At 50.0% G+C, this 24,280-nt stretch carries 19 protein-coding genes; 11 read left to right on the plus strand and 8 right to left on the minus strand.

Annotated features, from left to right (window positions below; all coding sequences use genetic code 11):
* The first annotated feature begins 39 nt into the window (after positions 1-39).
* The 3 genes from ACZ5BW_RS15085 to ACZ5BW_RS15095 are packed head-to-tail and all read left to right on the plus strand — an operon-like array spanning position 40 to position 3,714.
* Positions 40-1,299 carry an ABC-three component system protein gene (locus tag ACZ5BW_RS15085; protein ID WP_464543826.1) on the plus strand — a complete coding sequence of 420 codons (1,260 nt, stop codon included), beginning with the start codon at positions 40-42 and terminating at the stop codon, positions 1,297-1,299.
* A complete protein-coding gene (locus tag ACZ5BW_RS15090; protein WP_464543827.1) occupies positions 1,280-1,774 on the plus strand; it encodes a three component ABC system middle component in 495 nt (164 codons plus the stop codon). The genes ACZ5BW_RS15085 and ACZ5BW_RS15090 overlap by 20 nt, the downstream gene beginning before the upstream one ends.
* On the plus strand, positions 1,771-3,714 hold the full coding sequence (locus ACZ5BW_RS15095; RefSeq protein ID WP_464543828.1) for a DUF3732 domain-containing protein: 1,944 nt from the start codon (positions 1,771-1,773) through the stop codon (positions 3,712-3,714). The genes ACZ5BW_RS15090 and ACZ5BW_RS15095 overlap by 4 nt, the downstream gene beginning before the upstream one ends.
* Positions 3,715-3,983: 269 nt before the next feature.
* Here the strand turns inward: ACZ5BW_RS15095 and ACZ5BW_RS15100 are convergent, their stop codons facing one another.
* Complete coding sequence (locus ACZ5BW_RS15100; protein WP_464543830.1) at positions 3,984-5,117, minus strand: FRG domain-containing protein; 1,134 nt, start codon at positions 5,115-5,117, stop codon at positions 3,984-3,986.
* A gap of 697 nt (positions 5,118-5,814) precedes the next feature.
* Here ACZ5BW_RS15100 and ACZ5BW_RS15105 point away from each other — a divergent pair.
* The 4 genes from ACZ5BW_RS15105 to ACZ5BW_RS15120 all read left to right on the plus strand — a co-directional run bounded on the left by ACZ5BW_RS15105 (position 5,815) and on the right by ACZ5BW_RS15120 (position 14,130).
* Positions 5,815-11,097 (plus strand): WD40 domain-containing protein, encoded by a 5,283-nt coding sequence (locus tag ACZ5BW_RS15105; RefSeq protein WP_464543831.1) that lies wholly within the window; start codon positions 5,815-5,817, stop codon positions 11,095-11,097.
* Between the two features lie 171 nt (positions 11,098-11,268).
* A complete protein-coding gene (locus tag ACZ5BW_RS15110) occupies positions 11,269-12,039 on the plus strand; it encodes a hypothetical protein (RefSeq protein ID WP_464543761.1) in 771 nt (256 codons plus the stop codon).
* Positions 12,040-12,064: 25 nt separating this feature from the next.
* Positions 12,065-12,628, plus strand: coding sequence for a hypothetical protein (locus ACZ5BW_RS15115; RefSeq protein ID WP_464543762.1), 564 nt, complete (start codon positions 12,065-12,067; stop codon positions 12,626-12,628).
* 249 nt (positions 12,629-12,877) lie between these two features.
* Positions 12,878-14,130 (plus strand): IS3 family transposase gene (locus tag ACZ5BW_RS15120; protein ID WP_464543763.1). Its coding sequence is split into 2 segments (ribosomal slippage): positions 12,878-13,229 and positions 13,229-14,130, totalling 1,254 coding nucleotides; the frame shifts between segments, so codons are not numbered across the junction.
* A gap of 128 nt (positions 14,131-14,258) precedes the next feature.
* Here the strand turns inward: ACZ5BW_RS15120 and ACZ5BW_RS15125 are convergent.
* The 7 genes from ACZ5BW_RS15125 to ACZ5BW_RS15155 all read right to left on the minus strand — a co-directional run bounded on the left by ACZ5BW_RS15125 (position 14,259) and on the right by ACZ5BW_RS15155 (position 19,419).
* On the minus strand, positions 14,259-15,245 hold the full coding sequence (locus ACZ5BW_RS15125; protein ID WP_464543764.1) for a tyrosine-type recombinase/integrase: 987 nt from the start codon (positions 15,243-15,245) through the stop codon (positions 14,259-14,261).
* A 284-nt stretch (positions 15,246-15,529) separates the two neighbouring features.
* On the minus strand, positions 15,530-15,817 hold the full coding sequence (locus ACZ5BW_RS15130; protein WP_464543765.1) for a ribbon-helix-helix domain-containing protein: 288 nt from the start codon (positions 15,815-15,817) through the stop codon (positions 15,530-15,532).
* A gap of 305 nt (positions 15,818-16,122) precedes the next feature.
* Entirely contained in the window at positions 16,123-16,845 is a 723-nt protein-coding gene (locus ACZ5BW_RS15135) for a glutathione S-transferase family protein (RefSeq protein ID WP_464574237.1), read from the minus strand.
* 204 nt (positions 16,846-17,049) lie between these two features.
* Positions 17,050-17,523: a winged helix-turn-helix transcriptional regulator gene (locus ACZ5BW_RS15140; protein WP_464543766.1), complete on the minus strand. Its 474-nt coding sequence runs from the start codon at positions 17,521-17,523 to the stop codon at positions 17,050-17,052.
* 79 nt (positions 17,524-17,602) lie between these two features.
* Positions 17,603-18,175, minus strand: a complete 573-nt coding sequence (locus tag ACZ5BW_RS15145; protein WP_464543767.1) for a hypothetical protein — start codon at positions 18,173-18,175, stop codon at positions 17,603-17,605.
* Positions 18,176-18,326: 151 nt separating this feature from the next.
* On the minus strand, positions 18,327-19,142 hold the full coding sequence (locus ACZ5BW_RS15150) for a methane monooxygenase/ammonia monooxygenase subunit C (protein WP_133668390.1): 816 nt from the start codon (positions 19,140-19,142) through the stop codon (positions 18,327-18,329).
* A gap of 121 nt (positions 19,143-19,263) precedes the next feature.
* The gene (locus ACZ5BW_RS15155) at positions 19,264-19,419 is read right to left on the minus strand and encodes a hypothetical protein (RefSeq protein ID WP_464543768.1); all 156 of its coding nucleotides are present in this window, start codon (positions 19,417-19,419) and stop codon (positions 19,264-19,266) included.
* A gap of 182 nt (positions 19,420-19,601) precedes the next feature.
* Here ACZ5BW_RS15155 and ACZ5BW_RS15160 point away from each other — a divergent pair, with 182 nt between their 5' ends.
* The 4 genes from ACZ5BW_RS15160 (at position 19,602) to ACZ5BW_RS15175 (ending at position 24,265) form a co-directional block, all read left to right on the plus strand.
* Complete coding sequence (locus ACZ5BW_RS15160; RefSeq protein WP_464543769.1) at positions 19,602-20,507, plus strand: LysR family transcriptional regulator; 906 nt, start codon at positions 19,602-19,604, stop codon at positions 20,505-20,507.
* A gap of 161 nt (positions 20,508-20,668) precedes the next feature.
* Complete coding sequence (gene gshA / locus ACZ5BW_RS15165; RefSeq protein ID WP_464543771.1) at positions 20,669-22,342, plus strand: glutamate--cysteine ligase; 1,674 nt, start codon at positions 20,669-20,671, stop codon at positions 22,340-22,342.
* A 247-nt stretch (positions 22,343-22,589) separates the two neighbouring features.
* Positions 22,590-23,513 (plus strand): ABC transporter ATP-binding protein, encoded by a 924-nt coding sequence (locus ACZ5BW_RS15170; RefSeq protein WP_464543772.1) that lies wholly within the window; start codon positions 22,590-22,592, stop codon positions 23,511-23,513.
* Positions 23,510-24,265, plus strand: coding sequence for an ABC transporter permease (locus tag ACZ5BW_RS15175; protein ID WP_133668387.1), 756 nt, complete (start codon positions 23,510-23,512; stop codon positions 24,263-24,265). The genes ACZ5BW_RS15170 and ACZ5BW_RS15175 overlap by 4 nt, the downstream gene beginning before the upstream one ends.
* Positions 24,266-24,280 lie beyond the last annotated feature (15 nt).

Raw genomic sequence — 24,280 nt, forward strand, 5'->3', positions numbered from 1 at the left:
TGCTTAAACCGCGATCTGAATGATTTATGGAGAACTAACATGCAAGGTCGATCACAATATTCGGCGCCAGCATCTTTACTGGGGTACATCTACCAGTGCCGTCTTGCATTGCTGGAATCTTTAAAGCGGTTAAAGTCTGACCCTGATATTGCTGTTGCAATCGAGACCCTTGACGACGTTGTTTTCGAAAAGGATGGCAGCCCCACTGAAGTTATTCAGGTCAAACATCACATCACTCGAAAGGCCAGTCTCACTAATGCGAGTACCGATCTCTGGAAAACAATCAGGATATGGTGCGACCTGTTTTCTGAAGGGTTGTCTGAGGAAAATTCTATTCTATGTCTGATGACGACAGAGGCATCGGGGGAAAACTCGGCTGCCCGCTATCTACGCATTGAGGGAAGGAATATTGCGGAGGCTGAGAAACTACTGCTGCAGACAAGCCAAACATCGGAGAACGTATCTAACAAGGAAGTGTATCAGAAATTCAATTCGTTCCGGCCAGAGCAACGAAAGGCGCTGCTGGAGCGCGTTTATATTCTGGATAACTGCCCACTAAGCCAGGAGCTACAGTCCTATCTAATTGAGGAGCTTTGGGGTCATTGCGAGCGCCAGCATTCTGGACAATTTCTCACATATTTGGAAGGTTGGTGGCTCCAGCGAGTCGTGGGAGGACTTGATGGCGGCACACCAACTGACATTGTAGACAAGGAGATCAATTCCGAAAGCTTCGAGCGGAAGATGCTCAAGATTACTGGCAGGGAAATTGACGCCCAGCTTGATGCTCTGAGAGAACAGTTTAAATCCGATTCCTTGCCGATCCATTCCGAGATTCAGTCAGCAAATCCCGACCTCATTCCATTTTCAAACTGGGTGTTCGTCAAGCAACTACGTCTGATAAACGTTTCCGAGAACCGAATTCAGCGAGCCACAACGAATTTCTACAAGGCGTCGGAGCAGCGGTCTCGTTGGGTCAGAGAAGCTCTTCTCGTCGATGACGATCTGGAGCGGTATGACGATCTCCTTAAGGAAGAATGGGGAATCCGCTTTGATCAGTCAAAAGATGCAATGCCCTCGAGTCCAACTGATGCTGACCAAATTGCATCCGGTCAGAAACTCTATCAGTGGGTGGAGGCTGAGGCATCTATTCCAATTCGTTCCTCATGCCAAGATCGTTTTATAACCAGAGGGTCATACCAGATGCTCGCGAATCGACTGCAGGTCGGTTGGCATCCTGAGTTCGAATCACGCATAGTCACTCGATCAGGGGAAGAGGCTCATGAAGGAATGGACAAATAGGTCTCCAGAGATTGCAGCGCTTTTAAATCCCGCTTTTTGCGGATTTCTGCTGTGGACAGGTCTGGACGAATACACTAAGAACGTCGACGAAGGCGCGCCGTATGCTTTCCCCTTCGTGATGTTGCCTTTGGTTCTTCACAAACCGACTAGAGAGATTTTTCCAAGGTCGTCTCGCACAGCATTTTCCGCCTGGATCACTAATGCAGATACCGCAATTGCCAAAATAGGCTTTGCAGAACGGGCAAAGAATATGGCTCCTTATGTAAAGGAGGCTTTGGTCTTTGCCATGCAGAATAACAGTATTTATGCCACAGAGGCCGGACGGCTCAAGAACTCGAAGCCAGCCCGAAAGTCATTTCCCAATGCCACCCAGGAGACTAACGATTGTGTTCGTGCATCTGTGATATGTGGAAAGTGGTTTTCCTTGGTCGGTGACTTTAAAACAGCCATGGCGCTACTGGGAGTGAAACCATGAAATTTCAGATTCTCAGCATTTTAGTCTATGGAACGAACGGACAGATCCGCTCCATAGAGCTCAAGCCGGATGCTGTCAATATAATAACCGGCCGATCTGGGACTGGTAAATCCGCTCTTATCCACATCGTAGATTATTGCCTTGGGCGGAGGGAATGCAACGTTTATGCTGGCATTATCCGCAAGCATGTAGAGTGGTTTGCAGTGAAGCTTCAGACTTCTTCAGGAGAAATCTTTATTGCCAGGCGCAATCCTGCACCTGGTAGAGAATCTTCAGAGGACATATATATCGAACGTGGAAGTTCCTTGGACTTTCCAGAAGTTCGCAATTTGACTAAAAATGCCAATTTAGAAACGCTTACATCAATTCTCAACCAAGTTTTGGGAATCAGTGAGTATGCTCACCAACCCAAAGCAGGGCAAACTCGTAAAACCGGCACTGCCGATATCGGCAAGGCACTTTTTTATTGCTTTCAAGAGCAAAGCGAAATCGACGATCAGAAGTTTTTGTTTCATCGTCAGGGAGAGCAATTTATACCGCAGAGCATTAAGGACTATCTCCCTTATTTCCTCGGAGCAATCACGGATGAGTTCATACAGAACAAGGAAGAACTGCGGAAGCTGAATCGCAAGTTAAGGCAAGTTGAATCACGCATCGCGGAACGCAACAGGCTAGCAGGTCAGAATTTCGAACGTGCTTTTGCCTTGCTAAATGAGGCTAAGAGCATTGACCTGATTCCTGCTGGCGAACCTCTTCAGACCTCATGGGACAATGTGCGACAATTGATTGAAACAGCTCTCATCAAGAACATCGATAACGATCCGGCGGAGCCTAATGTCGATGTCCTCAATGGTCTGTTTGATAGGCAACAGCGAATAAGGGAGTCATACAGAATCGCTGCAACCGAGCTCAACTCATTGAAAGATCTGAAACGTGCGTCAAATGGGTTCGGCTCTGAAATGGAAGAACAGAAGTCTCGACTGGAATCGATTAATATCTTTGGCCACACCGGAAACCCGAATAACTGCCCGCTCTGTTCATCGACGTTACCGAGTGCGGTTCCGTCTGTGGAAGCTATTCGTGCATCATTAATCAATATTGATTCTCAACTTAAAGCAGTTACAAATGACACTCCCCATTTAGATGCGATGATAGCCAAGGCTGAGGATCAGCTAGTGGGAATCAAGAAGCAACTCGATGAAGTCAAAGCTTCGATACTTTCTCTCCAGAAAACAAACCAGCGCCTCTCCGACTTACGCGATTTCAACTCCAAACGTGCCATGATCAAAGGCCGCCTCAGTCTTTACCTGGAGAATATGCCTTCGACAGAGGTCGATAATTCGGAAGACCAGTTGGAGGCAAAAAAGCTGGTAGAACAGATCCGCAGCCTGGAGACCGTACTCGGCGATGACGCACTCTCGGAGCGGTTGGAATCCACCCTCTCTCTTGTTTCAGCTCAAATAACCACACTGGCAAGAAAGCTTGAGATTGAGCACTCGGACTCTCCGATGCGATTGGATCTCAAAAAACTAACCATCGTTGCAGATACTGATGACGGACCAATTCCCATGCCTAAAATGGGCAGTGGAGAAACTTGGGTTGGCCTTCATCTCGTGACCCACTTAGCCCTGCACAATTGGTTCTTCAAGAAACAGCGCCCTGTGCCACAGTTTTTGTTTCTTGACCAACCGTCCCAGGCTTATTTCCCGCCCGACACCGCGGCCGAAACAGTTCGGGAGGAAACCGAAACGACGAATCCGGACCGCCAGTCGGTAATCCGTATGTTCAAGTTGATTGTCGAGGAAGCCAAAAATTTCCAGGTGATCGTCACCGAGCACGCCGACATCAGGGAGGACTGGTACCAGGTATTGGTACGTGAAAACTGGTGGGATGGAATGAAAAAACTCGTTCCTATTGAATGGGTTGAGGTGGAATCATGAGTGTGCTATCAGCGGCAATCGAAATTTTGAAAAAGCCTGATCGTCCTTACATGAGAAAGACTTGGCGAGCTGGATGATAGTTGGCTTTCAATAATCTTACGGATACTGAGATAGGCGTGAATTCAAAATATCCATACTTTGACGATAGGTGTATCTACGTCTAACTATTTACTCAGCTATAAAACCTAAATCCTGGCTGTGGATATTGATTGATCCCCATCTGTCCTACAGCATGGATCATCCCCTCAGATTTATCCACTATATATTATTCATCTGCACCACAAATCTTTCATGATCTCGCCGTCGCTTTGTACTTCGGGGAAGAGGGTGGAACGATGCACGCCAATTGCCTGGAGCTGGTCACGAATTAGAGCCTTCGCGTGGAGTGGAATCTCATATCGAAGAAGCCACTCATTGGGGTACCTTGCGGCAAAGTGCTCAATGGGAACAATAGTCGGAAGGGCATCGTAGGCATCGCACCCGCGCCCTTCTATGGGGCCCTTGCCCCCGTGGAGGGTAAACATACCTGCTTGCGCAACGAGGCGGGCATTTGAGCGGTGGGGGAATACCGCGATCGGATACGAAAGCTTCTCTAAAAGCTGCTCGAAGACCTTCTGACGTGCATTGGAAGGACTGCGGGGTTCGGCTCCCTCGTCAAACAAGTCAAGGGCTGCCTGAAGCCATCTAAGTTCGGCCCGTACGCCAGTTCTGAGCACGGACTCCAAACGGGAACACCATTCGTATGTACATCGGCAAAATGCCTGTGCAGAGCGAAGGATTACGTCCGGACTTGTGTCTATACAGATTCCTATATTATTCTCGTACGGGGTGCTTCTCGTATTTTGTCTATCAGGTATGGCATGTTGCACAAGCGCTGCATGTGAGTTCAGCTGCAATGCATTTAGGATATATAGGCTACCCGCCCGGGTCTTGTCCGCATCAGTTGTGTCAGTAACCGCAAAGAATGCTGCCACGGTAGCGTTTTCCGTCCAGTCAAGTACACGCGTGAGCCCACCATAGTGTTGAAGCATCGTGAGCCACTCGAAATCAGACTGAAATATGGTTCGATACTCGGGCCGTCGCAGCATGAAATGAAAAGTCGCCGAGGTTTCCTCATAGAAGATATCGCGATCTTCTATCCCGAGCGGCTTGGGACGAAAGGCACTAGGAGCAAGGGAATAATCAGCGTTTGGCTCTCCTCGAAACCATAAATGTAGCGAGCGCCCGCGCCTGTTGTAGATGCTTTTTCTGAGAGCGTCAATGAAGGGCTGCTCGTTCTCATTTTCTTTTTCTGGTCGGAGAGGACCGGGGTAACCGGGATCGCCACGCAGGCGCCATGTAATTTCCAGGAGTTTCTCCAGTGACTCTATGCGCCCCGCTGATGCAATTGGCTGAGTGGTCATCACATCCTCCGAATGGATGTCAACGCCATAACTGATTCAAGGTCTAGGCGGATATGAAACACCGAGCGGTGCCATCCCTGCCCATGGTTGCCAGCGTTGAGACTCAAACTTCACAATTCAGCATAGCCAATATCTGCCAATATTCAAAGAAGCGCATATCATACCGAGCGCTGCAGCCTGGCATTCTCATCCTCGAGTTGCTTGAGCTTGCGCAGCTAGCTCCACCCAGGTGGGCGTACTTCTTCTTCCACATGTAGAACGTGGCCTTCGACACGTCGATCTGCCGGTACACATCAACCACCACCTTACCGCTGCCTGCCAACCCGCAGCGAGTAGGTGATTTGCTCTTCTGTGAATCTCGATTTCTTCATCACTTCTCCTTGCCGCACCCGGAGTCTTGGGAAGCAATCCTACCTCTAATTTTAACCTGTCCCCATTTTCCGGGAGAACGTCAGACGCTCTGCAGCCGATTGAAACCTGTTTTCGGATTCTACGGCGAAACACTGTTCGCATAACCATGAGGTCGTTTCGGGTTGTAGAACAGCCCCCATAGCATAACTACCAGCGTTTCATCATCTATTTGCCGGGGATGAACAAGAGAGTCCGGCAGATCTTCATTGCATGGTCATCTATGATTATCTTATGAGCATCCTACCGGTCCTGATATTGTTTTGGATTGTATTTACCAGGAATGAAATTGATTAAAGAGTTGTGCCTGCATTCAATATGGGCAATAAGCGTGGTGTTTGCTCTGAAGTTGGGAGCGGAGCCGTTGCGAATTTCGGTGGAAACAGGGCACTCGAGTAACATTTCGCAATTGGCTTTTTCTCCGGACGGAAAAATGATCGTGTCTGGAAGTTCGGACGCTACGATCAGGCTGTGGGACGTTGCGACTGGTCACGAAACTAGGATTATGCACGGTCACGGACGTACAGTTTATAGCGTTGCATTTTCTCCGGATGGCCGATCGATTGTTTCTGGGAGTAATGACAAGACCGTAAGGATTTGGGATGTAGAAACAGGACATGAGCTCTTGGTTCTTAAAGGTCATACTGAAGAGGTCACGAGGGTTATTTTTTCTCCCGATGGGAGAAGCGTTGCTTCTGCCGGTTTTGATCGCACTCTCAGAATATGGGACAGGGCTACTGGAAAGCCAGTTCAGATACTACCGACTGGACACAAGGATCGTGTTACCGATATCGCATATTCTCCTGATGGGAAGTTTATCGTCACTAGTAGTGACGATAAAACGCTCAAGCTATGGAATCTTCTATCGGGTGGAGAGGTATTCACATTTACGGGACATACCGATTCCGTAAATTCAATTTTATTTCTTCCTGACGGCAAAAGATTAGTTTCTGGAAGTAGCGACACAACCATAAAAATTTGGAATGTTTCAACAGGAGAAATAATAAAGTCCTGGAATGTTGACACTGAGAAAGTACTACGTATCGCGACGACACATGATGGCAAGACCCTGGTATCGAGTAGCGGCGCGCCCGACGGCGTAATCCGTTTGTGGGATACCGACAACGGAGCAGCCACGGGCCTATATCGTTTTGGCATGGGCCAGAGTCTGAGTGTTGCTTTCTCACCCGATGATCAGATAATTGCGGCCGCAGACGGGGAAGATATCTTATTGTGGAAGATGGGTGAGCGCGCTCGCGAAACCCGCTTACCATCCGGGCATACGGAAAGAGTCAGTGCGGTCGCCTTTTCTCCCGATGGTGAGCTGGTGGTATCAGCTGGCCCTAGTACTACTGTCGGTACTGTCAAGCTTTGGGAAGTTTCATCAGGTCAGGAGAGAAGGACGTGGAGCATACCCGAGTTTGGGGTTTATTCGGTTGCCTTTTCTCCAAATGGGAAATTGGTTGCTGCGGGAACTATTGGTCGGATTAGGGTGTGGGAATTGGCATCTGGAAAATACAAGGTATTAGCGAATATTCCCGGTGTTAGGATGATGTCCATCGCATTCTCACCTGACGGGAGGACCATTGTGTCGGGTGACGAGACCCATGCCGTGCGGCTCTGGGATATTGCGACATCGGTTGAGCTTCGTTTATTGGGTTTGCACAAGGAGGAGGTGCGTGCAGTTGCATTTTCTAAAGATGGTTCGACGATTGCATCCGGAAGTGACGACGGCCAAATCAAGTTGTGGGACGCAAAGACTGGACGACTCGTACGTACTTTTGCTGCGCATAAAGATCGTGTAGGTTCACTGGTTTTCTCTCCTAACGGTAAAAATTTGTTATCTGGCAGCTTAGATAAAACGATAAAGCTTTGGAATGTGGCGACTGGGCGTATGCTTCGCACACTGAAGGAGCATCAGGCATCGGTCTATTCAGTTGCGTTTTCTCCAAATGGCAAGACAGCAGTCATTGGAAGCGATCACACCCTTAGGATATGGGATATTGGTAAGGGCACAGAAATTCGAGTACTAAACGACCGAGGAGGGGAATTTGCATCAGTAGCATTTTCCCATGACGGAAGAATGCTCGTATCAGGTAGTTGGGATGGCTCCGTTAAATTATGGGATGCCCGCAGTGGGGAAGCATTAAGGACTACGAGTGGCCATCGTGCCGCGGTTAAGGCAGTTGCGGCGCCTCAAGATAGCCTAATTTTCGCATCAGGCAGTACTGATAAAACCATCGTCTTATGGGATCTAAAATCAAGAACAGCCATTCGCACACTCGTGCACGGGAGCGATGAATGGAGTGAGGTGGAAGCGATAGCGATTTCCAAAGATGGCAAGTTACTGGCATCGGTGGGGCGGGAAAAGGAATTTTCCATTTGGGAAGTGGGGACTGGCCGCCGTCTTCACAAATTTCCTGGTCACGAGGGCCGAGTGAAGGCAGTCGACTTTTCGCCGGATGGGAAATTAATTGCGTCCGCAAGCAGTGACAGTACCGTTAGGTTGTGGGATGTTGCGAAGGGACGCTTGGTCCGTACGATCGTTAGTAATGAGCAAGCTAAGTCCGTTATGTTGTGGGATTTTGCGAAGGGACGCTTAGTCCGTACGATCGTTAGTAATAAGCAAGCTAAGTATCTTGGTTTTGATCCTGATGCACTTTTGGTTGTTGCATTTTCTCCCGATGGGTCATCGATTGCTGCGGGTGGACGAGATGGGGTGCTTAGACTTTGGAGTACAGAAACAGGCGCCAGGATATTGAATCTGCCCAATCAGGGTAATCGGATAAATACGATTGCGTTTTCTCCGGACGGTAAAACACTTGTGGCGAATGGAGGGTTCTTACTCAAAAGATGGGATATTACGACCGGTCAATTAGCAAACACATTTGAGCCAGATGGATGGGTCAGGTCGGCCATCTACTCACCAGATGGAAAGATCCTGGCAGCGGCGAGCGAGGGAAGAGCCGGTATCGATGAAAAAGGAATTATTAACTTTTGGAATGTGGAATCGGGGCTTAAATTCGGCTCGCTGACCACCCAGTGTGCGCAAATCAATTCCATTGCTTACGCCGCGGATGGCAAGAGTATTGTGCTAGCTTGCAACGATGGAAGCGTCAGCACAGCAGCCACTGATCTTGAATCGTCTCGCTTAATTAAAAAACTACCGGAATATCGGAACGACGTTCAGGTTTTGTCGGTATCCGAGGAAGTTGGAAGGATTGCAACGGGAAATGGAGATGGGCTTATTCAACTATGGGATCTGCATAAGGGAGCTGGTTTAGATAAATTACAACTGAATTTTGACAATCAGAGTCAAAGCCACACTCTCGAAGCTCTCGCTTTTTCACCCACTGGTAATCTGCTAATTGCAGGGGGTAGAGGACGGGATACAGTAAAAATTATGAAACTATGGGAAACAGCGTCAGGTCAGGAAAGATTCCGAGCCCAGCCGGATAGATCTGGCTTTAACAATAAAAATCCCTTCTTGTTTTTTTCGCATGATGAAAGCAGATTGCTAAGCGGGATGTATTCGACTCCAGAAATTCTGGACGCTGCCTCTGGTAAGCTCTTACTCGAGCTTGGCAAAGATGAGGAAACTAAAACTACTAGTAGCGATGTAAAGAGGGTGATTGCAGCATCTTATTCTCCGGATGGCGAAAGTATTTTCTCAATAGACTCAGATGGCACTACTGAAGGCTGGGATGCAAAGATAGGAAGCAGAAGCGAAAATGCGTCACGCAAAATAAATAAAGAATGGGTTGAAGTGGCCGCATTTTCAAATGACGGTAGAAGTGTTGCATTTGGCGGATCATCCGACAATTCTTTAAAGATACGGTATCTAGCAGATGGTCGAGAGATCACGCTCGCTACGGGACAGGAAGGTCGGATTCGCGCAATTGCCTTTTCCCGGGACAATAAAATCTTAGTTTCAAGCATATGGCACAGCATCACTATCTGGGATGTCGATCACGCCCGCCTGCTGAAGACTTTGCCAACTCCCGGGTATAGGGCGGAGTCCATTTTTTTAACAGCAGATTCAGAGCGAGTGATTTCACTGGACAATGATGGTCTGGTTAGATTGAGACGTGTGTCGGATGGGGAGACGGTGGTTTCCTTTGTCGACCAGGGTGAGCGCGGCTGGGTAACCATCACACCGGAGGGTTACTTCAACGCCTCATCGCTGGAGGCAGCGGAGTCCGTGAATATAGTGCAGGACATGACGGCTCGCAGTGTGCTGCAGTTTTGGGAAGTATTCTTCCGGCCGGATCTGGTGCAGCGCAAGCTGGCCGGGGAAGATATCGCCAGTGTCACTGGCGGTGTTACCCTGGAAACTATCATGCGTCTGCCCCCACCAAAGGACATCCAAATTCATGTGATGGATACTGAGCCAGAGAAGCGGGAGCGGGTAACCCTGCATTTCCATATAGAAGATGCAGGAGGTGGAATCGGAGAGGTGAGGATATTCCACAATGGCAAACTTACTGCGTCGGAAGGCAGCGCAAATGCCCTTGCCAAAGTGGAGGGGCCGCAAGGGATAACTAAAGCCAATGCGCATTCACGTCTATGCTGGCCGGTCCCGGGGCAGAAGGCCTGTGAAGGCGAGATCGCAGTGGAGCTGGTGCCAGGTGAAGAAAACGAAATCACGCTCATTGCATTCAATGCTGAGAACACGATTCAGAGTTTACCTGCAAAAGTGAGCGTGATGAATCGTCTTGCGAGGCGCAGTCCCCAACTGTGGATACTGGCGGTAGGCATTGACAAATTCTCTCCGAGTCAAAGCACTTTCAATAGTCTGGTCAACGCAGGAAAAGATGCCAGGGATTTCGTAAGCCGTTTTCCGGAAAAAGCGCGGTCATTATTCAAGCGGGAACAAATACATGTTCTGGGTGTAGAGGAAGGCAAATCCGAGGCACTGCTGGATAAGGCCGCAACACGTGAGGCCATTCTTGCCCTGCTTGATGAGATTGCACGGAAAGCAAAGCCCGAGGATACATTTGTATGGTTTGTTGCGAGTCACGGCACGACAGATAACACCGGGGCTTTCGGGATTGTGCCGCATGATGTGATTTGCGAGGGAAAACAATGTTCTACCAAGCGTAATCTCATCAGTGCTGGAGACATTCTGGAGAAGAGCACGGCCATAAAAGCCATGAACCAGCTCATCATTCTCGATACCTGCCAGTCTGGGGCATTGGATGCCAAGATTTCGGGATTGTATGATGCCCGAATGGCGGCACTAGCAAGCAACATGGGATTGCATCTCTATGCATCTGCCCAGCCAACGGAGCAGGCCTATGATGGGGAGAAGGATAGCAATGGATTGTTCACCTCGCAGTTGCTGGCAGGGATGGGCGATCCTCGGGCGGATGAAAACAGCGACGGACTGGTGACGATCAAGGAACTGGGGGATTTCTCGCGCAAGCAGACCATGAAATTAAGTGCGATCGGGCAGGAGGCCCGTGAGTCAAGATTGGTGAAATTTGCGGAAGAGCCGACAAGACAACGACTTTACCAGCAAATACCCTTGATGATGCACTTTGGCCGGGATGCAGGATTGTTCAGGAAATAACTCGGAGCAAATCTGCCATCAGATAACTTGAAAACCATGGGTAATATCCCTGTGGAAGGCTTAAATTCTGCTACATGGTTAATAGTCTGACCCCGTTATATTGGTTAAAATAATTTGAGAGATTAGTAGAGTATAGGCCAGTGAAGCAAAATTTAAGGGTAGATACGTTTAATGAATAAGTTGTTTCAATGGCGATTTTTCTGGCGAAAATATCGTACGCCCTTGATTTTTGTTCTATTACTGATGATGGTGGTAGTAGCAATTTTTATTCCGCGTATTTCTGATGACTGCCCAATTTATGAAGACTATATTCAAAATACGCTCAAGTTAACAAGTCATCCTGGATTGTCCACCGAGTTTAAGGCGGGTTCGATTATACAGATAGCAGGGATGGACGATGAAGGTCAGTTGAAATCATTGGATATGCCTCGAGTAGTTGTTCAACATTGTTTTATTGGTGCTTCTCCGGAAGTCACGACAGTTCTTATTCCTACATGTGTGAGTAATGAGAGAGTCCAGTTAGGATCTTACGTGCTAAAGAACGCTGAAGAGAGTGGTTCAGTAGCAGAGTTGATGCGCAATTATCGAGTATTTATTAAAAATCCCCATCGAGTGGCTCTCAACGAACAGAATCTTGAACCTACTACCGCATGTCTTAAAGCACTAAACGATCTTAGACTTCCCTCCCCGGCATTGAGAGCGGTTACAGAGATAGTGTTAGCCGATGGCATTAAGGTTGACGTTACATGGAAATCGAAGGGATCCGTTGAAGCACTTACAAAGATTATAGAATCATTAGGTTTCAATTCTTCGAGTTTCAAGCCTTCACCTATTTCGGGACAAGCTGATACGACCATGATACTCGAGTCCGAAGAACCGGTCCTGCTTGGATATCGTTCGCGCGATCTAGTCTTCAAAATTGGTGCTAGTCCCTCTATCTAAATAAACTCGCCAATATGGAGGAACAATGAAAACCTCGATTCGTATTTTCTTTGGTCTCCTATCTATTTTTTGTATAACCTCTAGACTTCATGCAGAGGCTGAAAAATTTCCCATTCTAGATACGAAGAAAGTGCCTGCCGATTACTCAGAACGACTCGTAGGATTTGCTAAGATAGAAAAGAAAACTAAAGGTGGCTGGGAAACGATTAAACCTGCAGAATTGGTTAAGGCTGGGGACACGCTCCGATTTCCGGTTTGGACTAATTGGTATGCTTCAGTAAAGCTCTGCTGGACAGAAAACAAAAATGAAAAACATTGCTGGCCCGATATCAAAAAAGGTTTTGTAATCGATCCTTACAAGTTCTACACATTGCCGACTGCCTCTGCACTCGTGATTGGGGGCAACAGCGCGTATGAACGCTATGTAATTGAAATAGAAGATTTATCTATAACGGGAATAAAAGTAAGAGATTCACAAATAGTGCCGAGCTCTGATGACAATGGGCAGTATTTTTGGTCTGAGGCTGGGGAAAATGGAAAGCGTTCTGCTAATAAAACAATCATACTGGAAAGATCCGACATAAATTAAATAAGAATATGAAAACCCGTAGTCTGTTTTGATAAATTCGACTGTTGCAATGTAAGCTTCTCACTTGATAGCCGAGCGACAAATATCCAATAATTGTAGTGATCTAACTTAGGTGTTTAGATGCCCCTGGTGCGTAACAGAGCCATTTATCTGGCACTAGGCGCGCTCTCCGATGGTACCTGCAACATCCTGGTGTAGTAGCCCCCAATTGAAGCGGACACGGATGCACTGAAGATAGGAGATAGGCGTATGCCTGATGCTATGCATAGTGCTTCTGGTTTTGAACGCATTGAAGTTGTGACCGGGGTCGAGCGCCGCAGGCGCTGGAGTCTTGGAGAGAAGTTAAAAGCAGTTGAAGAATCCCGCCTGGCGGGCATGTCGGTCTCGTATGTAGCGCGAAAATATGGTATTGCTCCGAGCTTGTTATTTCGCTGGAGGAAGCTCATGGCTGAGGGAGGACAAGAGGCGGTGCGCAGCGACGATGCGGTGGTATCTGCGAGCGAGGTACGGGAGTTGAAAAAGCGGATTCGACAGTTGGAGCGTGTGCTGGGCAAGAAAACCCTGGAGAACGAGATTCTCACCGAGGCGGTGAAGCTTGCCCAAGAAAAAAAACTGATCTCGCGCATGCCCTTGCTGCCACAGGACGATTCGCTATGAAGACCATTGCAGATACGATGGGTGTTGCGCGCTCCCATCTTGTGGAACGGATGAAGCCGAAAACGCAGTCTGCCTGCAATCGCTACAACAAAGCCGACGATGCCTGGCTGTTGCCTTTGATCCGCGAAATTGTGGATTGCCGGGCGACCTACGGCTACAGAAGGATTTGTGCGCTGCTTAACCGTAAACTCAGCCAAATGGGCAAGCCCTCCGTCAACCACAAGCGGGTCTATCGCATCATGCGCCAGAATGGGCTGTTGCTGACTCGGCACACAGGCAAACGACCGCAGCTTGCGCACGAAGGCAAAGTGATTACCCTGCGCTCCAACTTGTGCTGGTGCTCCGATGGCTTCGAGATTTCCTGTTGGAACGGGCAGGTAGTGCGCGTTGCCTTCGCCCTGGATTGCTGTGATCGTGAAATCATCAGTCATGTGGCCACCACTGGCGGTATTACCGGTGAGATGGTGCGCGACCTGATGATTGAATCCGTTGAGCAGCGCTTTGGGAGCATTGCCAGGCTTCCGCATGCGGTGGAATGGCTCAGCGACAATGGCAGTTGCTATACCGCCAGGGAAAGCACTGCTTTTGCAAAAGATATAGGCTTCATCAGTTGTTTTACCCCCGTCAGAAGCCCTGAATCCAACGGCATGGCCGAAGCTTTCGTCAAGACCTTCAAACGGGATTATGTTTATGTCCACGATCGGCCCGATGCAAAAACGGTAATGGCACAGATTGGCCAATGGTTCGAGGATTACAATGAATACCATCCTCACAAGGGGCTGAAGATGAAGTCACCACGACAATTCATCCGCAGCCAGTTACTAACCGCATCCTGTCCGGTTTAATAGGGGCAACTCCACCTGGCTTGTGGATCGAGAATACCGAAGGTGCGAAATTTGAGCTGCAGCGGCATGGTCCCCCAAGGATAAGTAAAGCGACAAATGCTCTGAGAGTATATCGATCATCCTGTCCATCAATAACTCACCTTAAACGTCGGACTGTCCTCTGGCCGAGTCTTGCGGTGGTCATAGATACGGGTGGTCGCAATATTGGCATGCCCCAGCCACTCCTGCACCTTGGCGATGTCCGCCCCGTTATCGAGCGCGTTGGTCGCGGCGGTCGCTCGCATGACGTGCGGTCCCATATTTTCCCCAAAAATCCCCAATTTCCTTAAGTACTTCAGCACCACCTCGAAATAGATGGAGTCGGGCGTGAGCGCCGTCAGGGTATGGCCGTGTACGTTGTTTTTGACTGGACGAAACAGGGGAGCCTCCGCATTCTGCCCATGGCCCGCGGCCTCCAGATACTCTTCGATCAGGGTCAGTGTGCCGGGGTGAGTGGGAATGAAGCGCATCTTGCCGCCCTTGCCCTGGATGCGCAGGTGCGCAACCCCGCGGCGCATCTGGTTGTAGTCCTTCACCTTGAGTTTGGCCAATTCCTCGCGCCGGATTCCGTGGTAGAGCAGGGCGGAGAGAATGGCCCGGTCGCGCTTGCCCTTGAGCGTCTTGGCATTCGGCGTCTCCAGCAGGGCGCGCGCCTGGGCATCCCCCAGCGCCGGGGTTTTGCCCTGCCAGGATTCGACCGGAGGGCGTTTCACTCCCTTGACCGGATTGTGCGTGACCGCATTGGCTTCGCACAGGTACTCGAACAGGGAGGAGAGGGCCGCCAGTTTCCTGCGGATGGTGGCACCTCCCAGTTGCTCTTCTTCCAGGCTCTTCCTCCAGGCGAGCACATGGCTGCGCGTGACGCTCCTGAAATCCTCCGGCCTGACGACGCCGGCAAAAGCCATGAAGCCGCGCAGGTCGTTCTGGTACGCGCGCCGGGTCTGCCGGCTGTCGATGTTGGCGAACCACTCGATCTCGGGCGGAACCTCGGCAAGCTTGCGAAATTGCGCTGAGGTCAGGGCAGTGCCGGAGGCAGGTGGCAACGGGTTTGGAGAGACCATCAGTTCTTCACTCATGCAAGTTCATCCTGAGGGAAAAGTAAGCAAGTATCCATGTAGATAGTATGGGTATATTTTCAACACGCAAACAAACAATGCCAGGTGACGATCACGGGACCTGAAGCACGGTGACTCTGCGCTTCCGAATTTTCCCAATCCGTCTTCATCGCAGTCGGGCAGTGACCGAAACGTAGGCGTGAGGGCTGGTAAAAACTGCACGCTGGGCCTGCCGATTTTTTTCATATATATATATGCACACCATTGTCATAATGGCGCATTCACGGCAGACTGGTTCCAGGTTATCAGCCCGAACGTTTGCGCACGCTCGCCAGTTTCCTCGCGCGCTCGACGATCCGCTCAGTATTAAACTCGCTCAACTGTCCGGCCGCAACTTGTGCCAGGGCCTGGTCGATGTCGGCCTTGAGCGCGGCGAGCTCCTCCTGTCGGATCGCGCGCTTGGTCTTCCAGTCGCGCAACGCTTCGCGGATCACTTCGCTCGCGGAGGCATAATCGCCCTCGGTCACGGCCGCCTTGATCGTCTCGGCCAGCTCAGGGGTGAGCGTGATGGTCAGGCGCTCGAGTTCGGTCATTTAGGTGTCAACAAGAGGTTTTTCATGATCATACTTTATCATACTCCCGGGCTGAATCTCGGGTGGAATTTTACCCATGATAAAATACGTTATCATGGGTAAATATTGGAAGAGAACTCTCTATCTCATTCCCAGCCTGCTTTTTCTTTTTTTCAACTGTAAATGAAATATGAATAGTGCGTGAAACTTTAAACTGCTGTTAAGGGAATTATCGATCTTTACAAACTTAATCCTTAAAAGTTGCGCCTGAATCCCACGCGCAACTGGGGTGATATTAATGTTGCCAGATGATCAGTATGTATGAATCAGACTTCACGCCCGAATATCCCTCCAAGGATTTTCCTGTCAATATGCTTATTAAGATAGGCTGCCCCAAACCCCCCGAAGAGTTCCTTCTTCGTAACATCCAGTTCTGATTCTTTAGCCGCCAGTATTTCACGGGTAGAAGGACGCTCGCACATTGCATCGTAAAACGTCTGTAATGCCGGATCACCTCGAAACAAATGCATCTCGGGTATTTCGAACAGCTCGGAAAACATCTGGCTGAGCTCGAGCGTGTAGAACAACTGGAAATCTGGCAGAAAAGGCTCCTTGCCAAGCAGGAACGGCTCCATTCTTGAGCCATTAACCAGGCGGGGTAGCCACATTTTGCTTAACAGGACGGAACAAAGACTATAGGCCTGTGCTTCTTTTTCAATTTTGAGTTTCCATGCTTTTGGAAAATATGCGCTGACAACAAACCAGTTGAAAAATGGACCCGCAATGGAGAAAGTGATGAAGTCATTCTTGGCATCGACCTGTGCGCAGAGCATCGGGTCATCACTAGGATAAAACTTTTGCGCTTCCGGGTAGATCTTCGCGAGATAGCGACAGATCGCGTGACTCTCCGAAATATCAACACCATTGACATCCGTGAGGGTGGGAATTTTCCCAAGAGGGTTTCGTTCCAGGTGCTCTGGCGTGAGGGTGCCCGCCTGAAATGGAGACACTCGTTCATAGCGATAAGTCAGACCGGTTTCCGAGAGCATGTGGGCAACCTGACTCATATAAGGTGAGAGCCAGAATCCGTACAGGGTGCGCTCGATATTTGATTGATCGTACATGGAAAATTCCTTCTGGATTGATTAATATTAGGAGGTGCCTTATTAGGGACTTGGCACGTTTTGCCCTCGGTAGGTAGTGCTAAGGGCATTCCGCTAAAGTTCAGTTAAAAATTAATCATCTAATCCCCTCTATTCTTTATTCGCTTCATTCTCTTTACGTAACGATTGCCGTATTTCTGCCATGAATTCCATCGGATCCCGTTCGAATCGTTGAACCATATTCCCGTGCTCGTCACTTCCAGGAACATATTTCGCACCCCAACGTAACAGCTCCATGATTGGAGGCGCCAGATCCACGCATTTTTCAGTAGGCATATAAATAACCTTGCGCGCATTAGCCGGATCACGGTGTCGCAAAAGGAGGTGGCATTCCTCCAGTTTTTTTAGCCGATCGGAAAGAATATTGGTAGCGATTTTTTCCGGGGAATTTTGAAAATCCCCGAAGTATCGCTTACGGAAGAAAATGAGATCACGAACGACAAGCAGCGTCCATTTGTCGCCCAATATGTCCAGGGCACAGCTGACTGGACAGGAGGAACGACTGATCTGGTTTGATTTTGTCATAACTTCGCGCTTGCCTGCAGATTGACTTGCTTTTTGCAACTCATTCTGCAATGAATTTAGGTCAATGGGTGTAATAAAGTAAAGAAAGCACTTTTCCTATGGGGTTCTCGATCCCGTATTATCTTAGGCGCCTGGAAGCTCGCCAATCCTGTACTTGCTGCGATTTCATAAGCTTGTAGCCAAGCAGGCTAAGCAGCAGCAGTACAATCAGCGGCCCTATCGCAGCACTAAAAATATTCGCATAATTGATCATCTGTACGTGCAACGGATACTCATAACGTACCGGAGGGACCGCCTCGCCAGTAATGAATACGGTATATAACCCCTTATCCAGACTAGTCTCTCCCCTCATTACCCCGTCGGGATGATAACTCGGATGCATGTATGTCACCGTTTCACCATCAACCTCGCTGGTTCCCCGTACTACGCGTATCCCCACGGGGATATCGCGCAAAGCCTGGTCCGCAAGGTCTATTACCAATAAAGTATTCCCTTCCCTGGGTATTTCTGTGCAGTACTCATCGCTGGGTTCATGTTGAGGCTGGTAGGCACTCAAATGCACCATGCTGGCATCATCAAGCCGGCGAGTACATGTATCTTCCTCCATCGACACCTTCCCATGCGCCCCAGCCGCGCCACAGTAAAGCGCTGCGACGACAATAATAGTGGACTGAATCACTTGCTTGATCATTTGATTGCTCCTTGAGGTAGGGTTCAACTGTGCCTTCGTAATCTTCTGCATGCTGTTTTACTATGACTTATTGCAAATCGCCCCGTCCCCTGTAATGCGGGAGCGGGGCGATTCAGGCTTCAGGCCACTGCTCGGATTCCTCAGCTAGCCATTATGGTACGATGCGGTTGTTGAGGATGGCTTTGCTCTGGCCGTTCCAGACAACGTCGGTCAGGTTGGAGTAGCGGGTGATGATTTGCGCTGCAACCCCGCCTGCAAACAGTCCGGACCAGCCCAGGATCACGAAGCCCCAGTGCAGCGGCGCGCTGAACAGTTCTTCCATGAACCAGAAGGCGTGACCCCATTCGTTCAACCCTACGTTCGGCAGGATCATGAGCGGCCCTGCAACGGCCATCGCCAGCGGGAACGAGGTTCCCCGCGAATACAGCGGCAGACGCGTCATGGCATATAGATAGGTTGCCACCCCGCAGACGATGTACATCGGGAAGGAGCCGTAGAACACTACCACGTGACTTGGCGTGAAGCTCGTGTCACGGATGATGACCTGGTGCCACGAGGCGTCCTGTTCGGTAAAGAAGCTGCCGCCCCAGTACACGCCAAACAGATAGACCCCAAGCCACATCAGATAATAGAAGTAACGCTTGATCTCAAGCTTCGGATCAAGATTGTCCAGCTGCTCCTTCGTGTCGCGCGTCTTCCAGATCCAGCCCCAGGTGATGAGCGCAAACAGCGGCATCACGATCATGTGCACGCGCCATAATCCCATCCACACTTTCTCGAACTCGGGCTCCATCGAGTCCATCCCGTGCGAGTAGGCAAACGTGCGCTGGTACCAGATCCAGAATATCGCTACCGCCAGCATCGTGATGAGCCCGAATTTGTACCACTTCGAGTCGTACCATAGCGACATGTCGTAGTCTCGACCTGTCGACTTCGCCTGGCTCGACGTTTCTAGGATTGTTGCCATATTTCATTACTCCTTTAGATTAATTACCCGCTACTGTTTGGGTGGATTGAACTTGGTCTCCATAAATATCAAAATGGGGATAAGTCGTTACATCATTCACCCTTGCAAAATACTTCGTCTGTCAGGCAAAGATTTGAAACCCGTTCCAGAATAGTGCTATTCCAAGCAGACCCAGCAGACCAAGCTTATACATCTTTGATTCGTGTAATGACGGCATGCTGGAAGCACGAACACCTGCTTGCGGATAATTGCGCAACCTTCGATGTTTCGTTGTCATTTCAATACTCCTTTTGGTTAATTCACTACCACTTCTTCCTGTGGAGAACCGCTTGCTAGCGCAATTGGCAAATATTACTTGCGAATAGCAAGTGGTTGGAGTATAGACTTGGGGACGCACAGGTGTGTAGTCTGCAAAATCAGTTATCTGAGTTCTATTTTTGAAACGGTGGGTGGGTCCTTATGCAAGACCTGAATGATCTCTATTACTACGTCCAAGCCGTGGATCATGGCGGCTTTGCTCCGGCAAGCCGGGCCCTGGGCATGCCGAAATCGAAGCTTAGCCGCCACATCGCCAAGCTGGAAGAGCGCTTGGGTGTGCGCCTGATCCAGCGCTCGACACGTCACTTTGCAGTTACCGATGCCGGCGAGACTTATTACATGCATTGCAAGGCGATGCTGGTGGAAGCTGAGGGGGCCCAGGAAGCAATAGACACGCTAAAAGCCGAACCCAGGGGTGTAATCCGGATGACATGCCCCATACCGCTGGTGAATGCTTATGTGGGAGTGATGCTGGCCGATTTCATGGTGCGCTATCCGCACGTCACAGTGCAGATGGAGGCGACCAACCGACGTGTCGATCTGGTCAGTGAGTCGGTCGACGTCGCTCTTCGTGTGCGACCGCCGCCCCTGCAGGACAGTAACCTGGTTATGCGTGTTTTGGCCGATCGAGGCCAATGTCTGGTAGCCAGCCCTGTCCTTGTCCAGCGGCTCGGCTTTCCTGCTGCACCAGCTGCTTTGAGCAACTGGCCTAGCCTGGGTCTGGGGAACCTGCAACAAATCCATAGTTGGGTGCTGCATGGGCCAGATGGCGCACACGTAACACTTCACCACACGCCGCGCTTCGTGACGACGGACATGATTGCGCTAAGAAATGCGGCTGTGGCCGGTGTTGGTGTAGTGCAGTTGCCGGTTATCATGGCACGAGACCAACTGGCGGCTGGTTCATTGGTAAGGCCAGTGCCAGACTGGGCGCCGTGTCGGGAAATCATTCATGCTGTCTTTCCCTCCCGGCGCGGTCTTCTGCCATCTGTACGGGCGTTAATTGATTTTCTCGCGCAGCGCTTCGAGATGCTGCATGAGGACTAAGAACGCAGCCGGAACCTGCGCAACAGGATCCATTTCTGCTGTTGCACCGTTCATCGTTTCAAAAACAGAACTCTGATAACTAAATCAGCAGACTACACACCTGTCCGCTTCCAAGCCTATACTTTGACTACTTGTTTATTGCAAGCACTATCGGAGGATAAATGTCAGAACAATTATCTTGCAGCGAGCGCACAACAACCATCGATGAATCTCTCCGGCCGCTATTGATTCATGGCTTGAAAGGCATCGAAAAAGAAAGCCTCCGAATTAACCAGGAGGGGTCAATATCATTATCGCCTCATCCGGTTCAGCTTGGCGCCGCGCTCACACATCCGAACATAACAACCGATTATTCTGAAGCGCTACTTGAGCTGATCACGCCAGCATTATCGGATGGAACGGAAATGCTGAATTCCCTGAAGGATTTGCATAAATATGTCTGCTCAAATATTAATGACGAATTATTGCTAGCAGCAAGCATGCCTGTCGGTGATTTGCGGGATCCGGCCATTCCCATCGCCGAATATGGTTCATCCAATATCGGACAGATGAAGCACATCTACCGGCAGGGCTTAAGCTATCGCTACGGCCGCTGCATGCAGGTCATCGCCGGGATCCATTTCAACTATTCGCTTCCCGAGGCATTCTGGCCGCAATACCAGCATTCCGTGAAAAATGCCGGCGATCTGCGATCCTTCACAACCCAGACTTATATGGGAATGATCAGAAACCTGCAGCGCTATGGCTGGCTTATTCTGTATTTATTCGGCTCGTCCCCGGCAGTGAGCAAAAGTTTCCTGGATAGCCGCAATTCTGTTTACTCCCGCACGTTGCAGGAATTTGACGAGACTTCCTGTTACAAGCCCTTTGCCACCTCTTTGAGGATGAGCGAGATCGGCTATTTGAATCCCGTTCAATCGATGTTTCATATTTCCTTCAACAGCATCGAGGAATACATACGGGATTTGAGCAAGGCAACGACGATACCTTATCTCGGATATGAAAGGATCGGGGCAAAGGCAGGCGACCAATATCGGCAATTGAATACCCATTTCCTGCAAATCGAGAACGAGTATTACACTCCGGTACGGCCAAAACAGCCGACGAGACCCGGAGAGAGACCGTTGCAGGCGCTGGGAAGCCGGGGGATTGAATATATTGAAATACGATCGGTGGATGTCGATATATTTGAACCTGCGGGCATTGCGATCGAAACCACGCGTTTTCTTGAGGTGCTGAGTCTTTTCTGCCTGTTCCAGCCCAATTCGGGCCATGACTTGAAGCAGCATGACGAGATCGGCGATAACGCATTGTCGGTGGCCAATCGCGGCAGGGATCCGAAGCTTAAGCTGCTGGACAACGGGCGTGAAGTTCCGTTGCGGCAAGGGGCGCTGACGCTGTGTGAGCAGATGTGGGAGATCTGCGAAATCCTGGATAACGGCGATGCCGATATTCCCTACACCTGCGCATTGCACCAGCAGATCGAAAAAATTCGCCATCCCGAGTTGACGGCTTCAGCAAGGATGCTGACGGCCATGCGCGCGCAAAAGATGTCAATTACCGAACTGGTATTGCAGAAATCCCATGAATACACCCGTTACTTCAGAGATGTCGCACTGGATGCAGCGGTAAAGGGGAATTTTGATCTCCAGGTCAAGGCATCGTTGGCGCAACAGAAACAGCTTGAGGCCACGCATGAGATTCCTTTCGATCAATACCTGAGCAACTATTTCTCGCAAGGTGCCTCAGCCAGCACTGTTCATTCCCGGGACTTGCACTTGCCTCAAAAACTGCCTGACACCGGGGCTGAAACTGCTGCTCGACGAATTTCGTAAATTCATGCAAACAGCGCAGGCACCGGCAAGGAATGGCCATGCTGAAGCGCACGCCCGGTAACGGGATGGCCGCTTCCAATGAAACCTGCCTTCGTTCTTGACCAGCCGGATTCCGTCGGGGATTTATAAGGACCCGGGCGTTGTCATGAGGTGCGGAGCGGCAGCCTGCGTGGCAGATGTGCCCGAAAGCCGTATAGCCGGGAGATACGCAATTTGTCATTATTTCACCTGAAAAGGAGCTTTCTCCATGATGCCGGCAATCGAAATCAGGCAGGTGCACAAGCGTTTCGGCGCATTGCATGCCTTAAGCGGCGTTGATCTCGAAATCAACGCCGGCGAATTCTTTGCTTTGCTTGGTCCCAATGGAGCGGGAAAGACGACGCTGATCAATATCATCGCAGGCCTTGCCCTTGCCAGCAGCGGCAGTGTCAGGGTAATGGGGCATGATGTCGTCACCGGGTACCGTGAAGCACGCCGCATGCTGGGCGTGGTGCCGCAGGAGCTGGTATTCGATCCGTTCTTCACCGTTCGGGAAACGCTTGTGTTTCAATCCGGCTATTACGGTTTGAAGAAGAATAACAGCTGGATAGACGAGATAATCCACCATCTCGACCTTGCTGATAAGGCCGATACCAACATGCGTTCGTTGTCCGGCGGCATGAAGCGGCGCGTGCTGGTCGCGCAGGCGCTGGTCCATAAGCCACCGGTAATCGTCCTGGATGAACCCACGGCAGGTGTGGACGTGGAATTGCGCCAGTCGCTGTGGCGTTTCATCAGGCAACTAAACCGCAACGGTCATACCGTTGTGCTCACCACGCATTATCTCGAAGAAGCGGAGGCTTTGTGCGACCGTGTGGCAATGCTCAAAAAAGGCAGTATCTGCGTGCTCGATAGCGTCAGAAATCTCATCAGCAATATTTCCGGATACCGGATACGACTGCGGTTATCTCCCGGTACGCTGCCGGCAGCGTTACAGCCACTGACAATCAGCCACGATCAAGGCTGCTACGTTCTGGCAATCGAGGAATACTCCCAGCTTGAAAATGTGATGGCCGCATTGCGCGTGGCCCGGACCCAAGTCCTGGAACTGCAGATATTGCAGCCTGATCTGGAAGAAGTGTTCGTAAAGATCATGCATGGTGCAGAGAGCCTGGAACCTGCATCGATATGAATGGATTTCTTACGCTGCTATACAAGGAACTGCTGCGATTCTGGAAAGTCGGGTTCCAGACCGTATTTGCGCCCATGCTGTCCATCTTGCTCTATCTGTTGATTTTTTCCCACGCGCTGGGAGAACGGATGCAGGTCTATCCCGGTGTAACCTACACCGTTTTTCTGATTCCGGGACTGGTGATAATGGCCATGTTGCAGAACGCTTTCGCCAATTCCTCGTCAAGCCTGATTCAATCAACGGTCTCGGGCAATCATATTTTCATGCTGTTATCGCCGCTTTCCTACCAAGAAATATTTACTGCCTATGTACTGGCGTCGGTGATTCGTGGTCTAGTGGTAGGACTGGGCATCTATGGGGTGGCGTTGGGGTTTTATGAACTTCCCCTGTACTCGTTCGTATGGGTATTCGCATTTGCCTTGATGGGCACCGCTTTGCTGAGCGCCTTGGGCATCATTGCGGGAATTTGGGCCGAAAAATTTGAGCAGCTTGCTGCGTTGCAAAACTTTATCGTCCTGCCACTGACATTTTTATCGGGGGTTTTCTATACAATCTCCTCGTTGCCTCCACTTTGGCGAGGATTATCGTATCTGAATCCGTTTTTTTACCTGGTAGACGGGTTTCGCTACGGCTTCTTTCGGGTCTCGGATGTTTCACCCTACCTCAGCCTTGGAACTCTGCTGGCATGTTTCCTTGCGGTATCATGGTGGACATTGCGAATGCTGAAAACAGGGTACAAAATCCGAAAATGACCATAGTGATTTATC

The sequence above is a fragment of the Nitrosospira sp. TNL300 genome, from assembly GCF_055385915.1.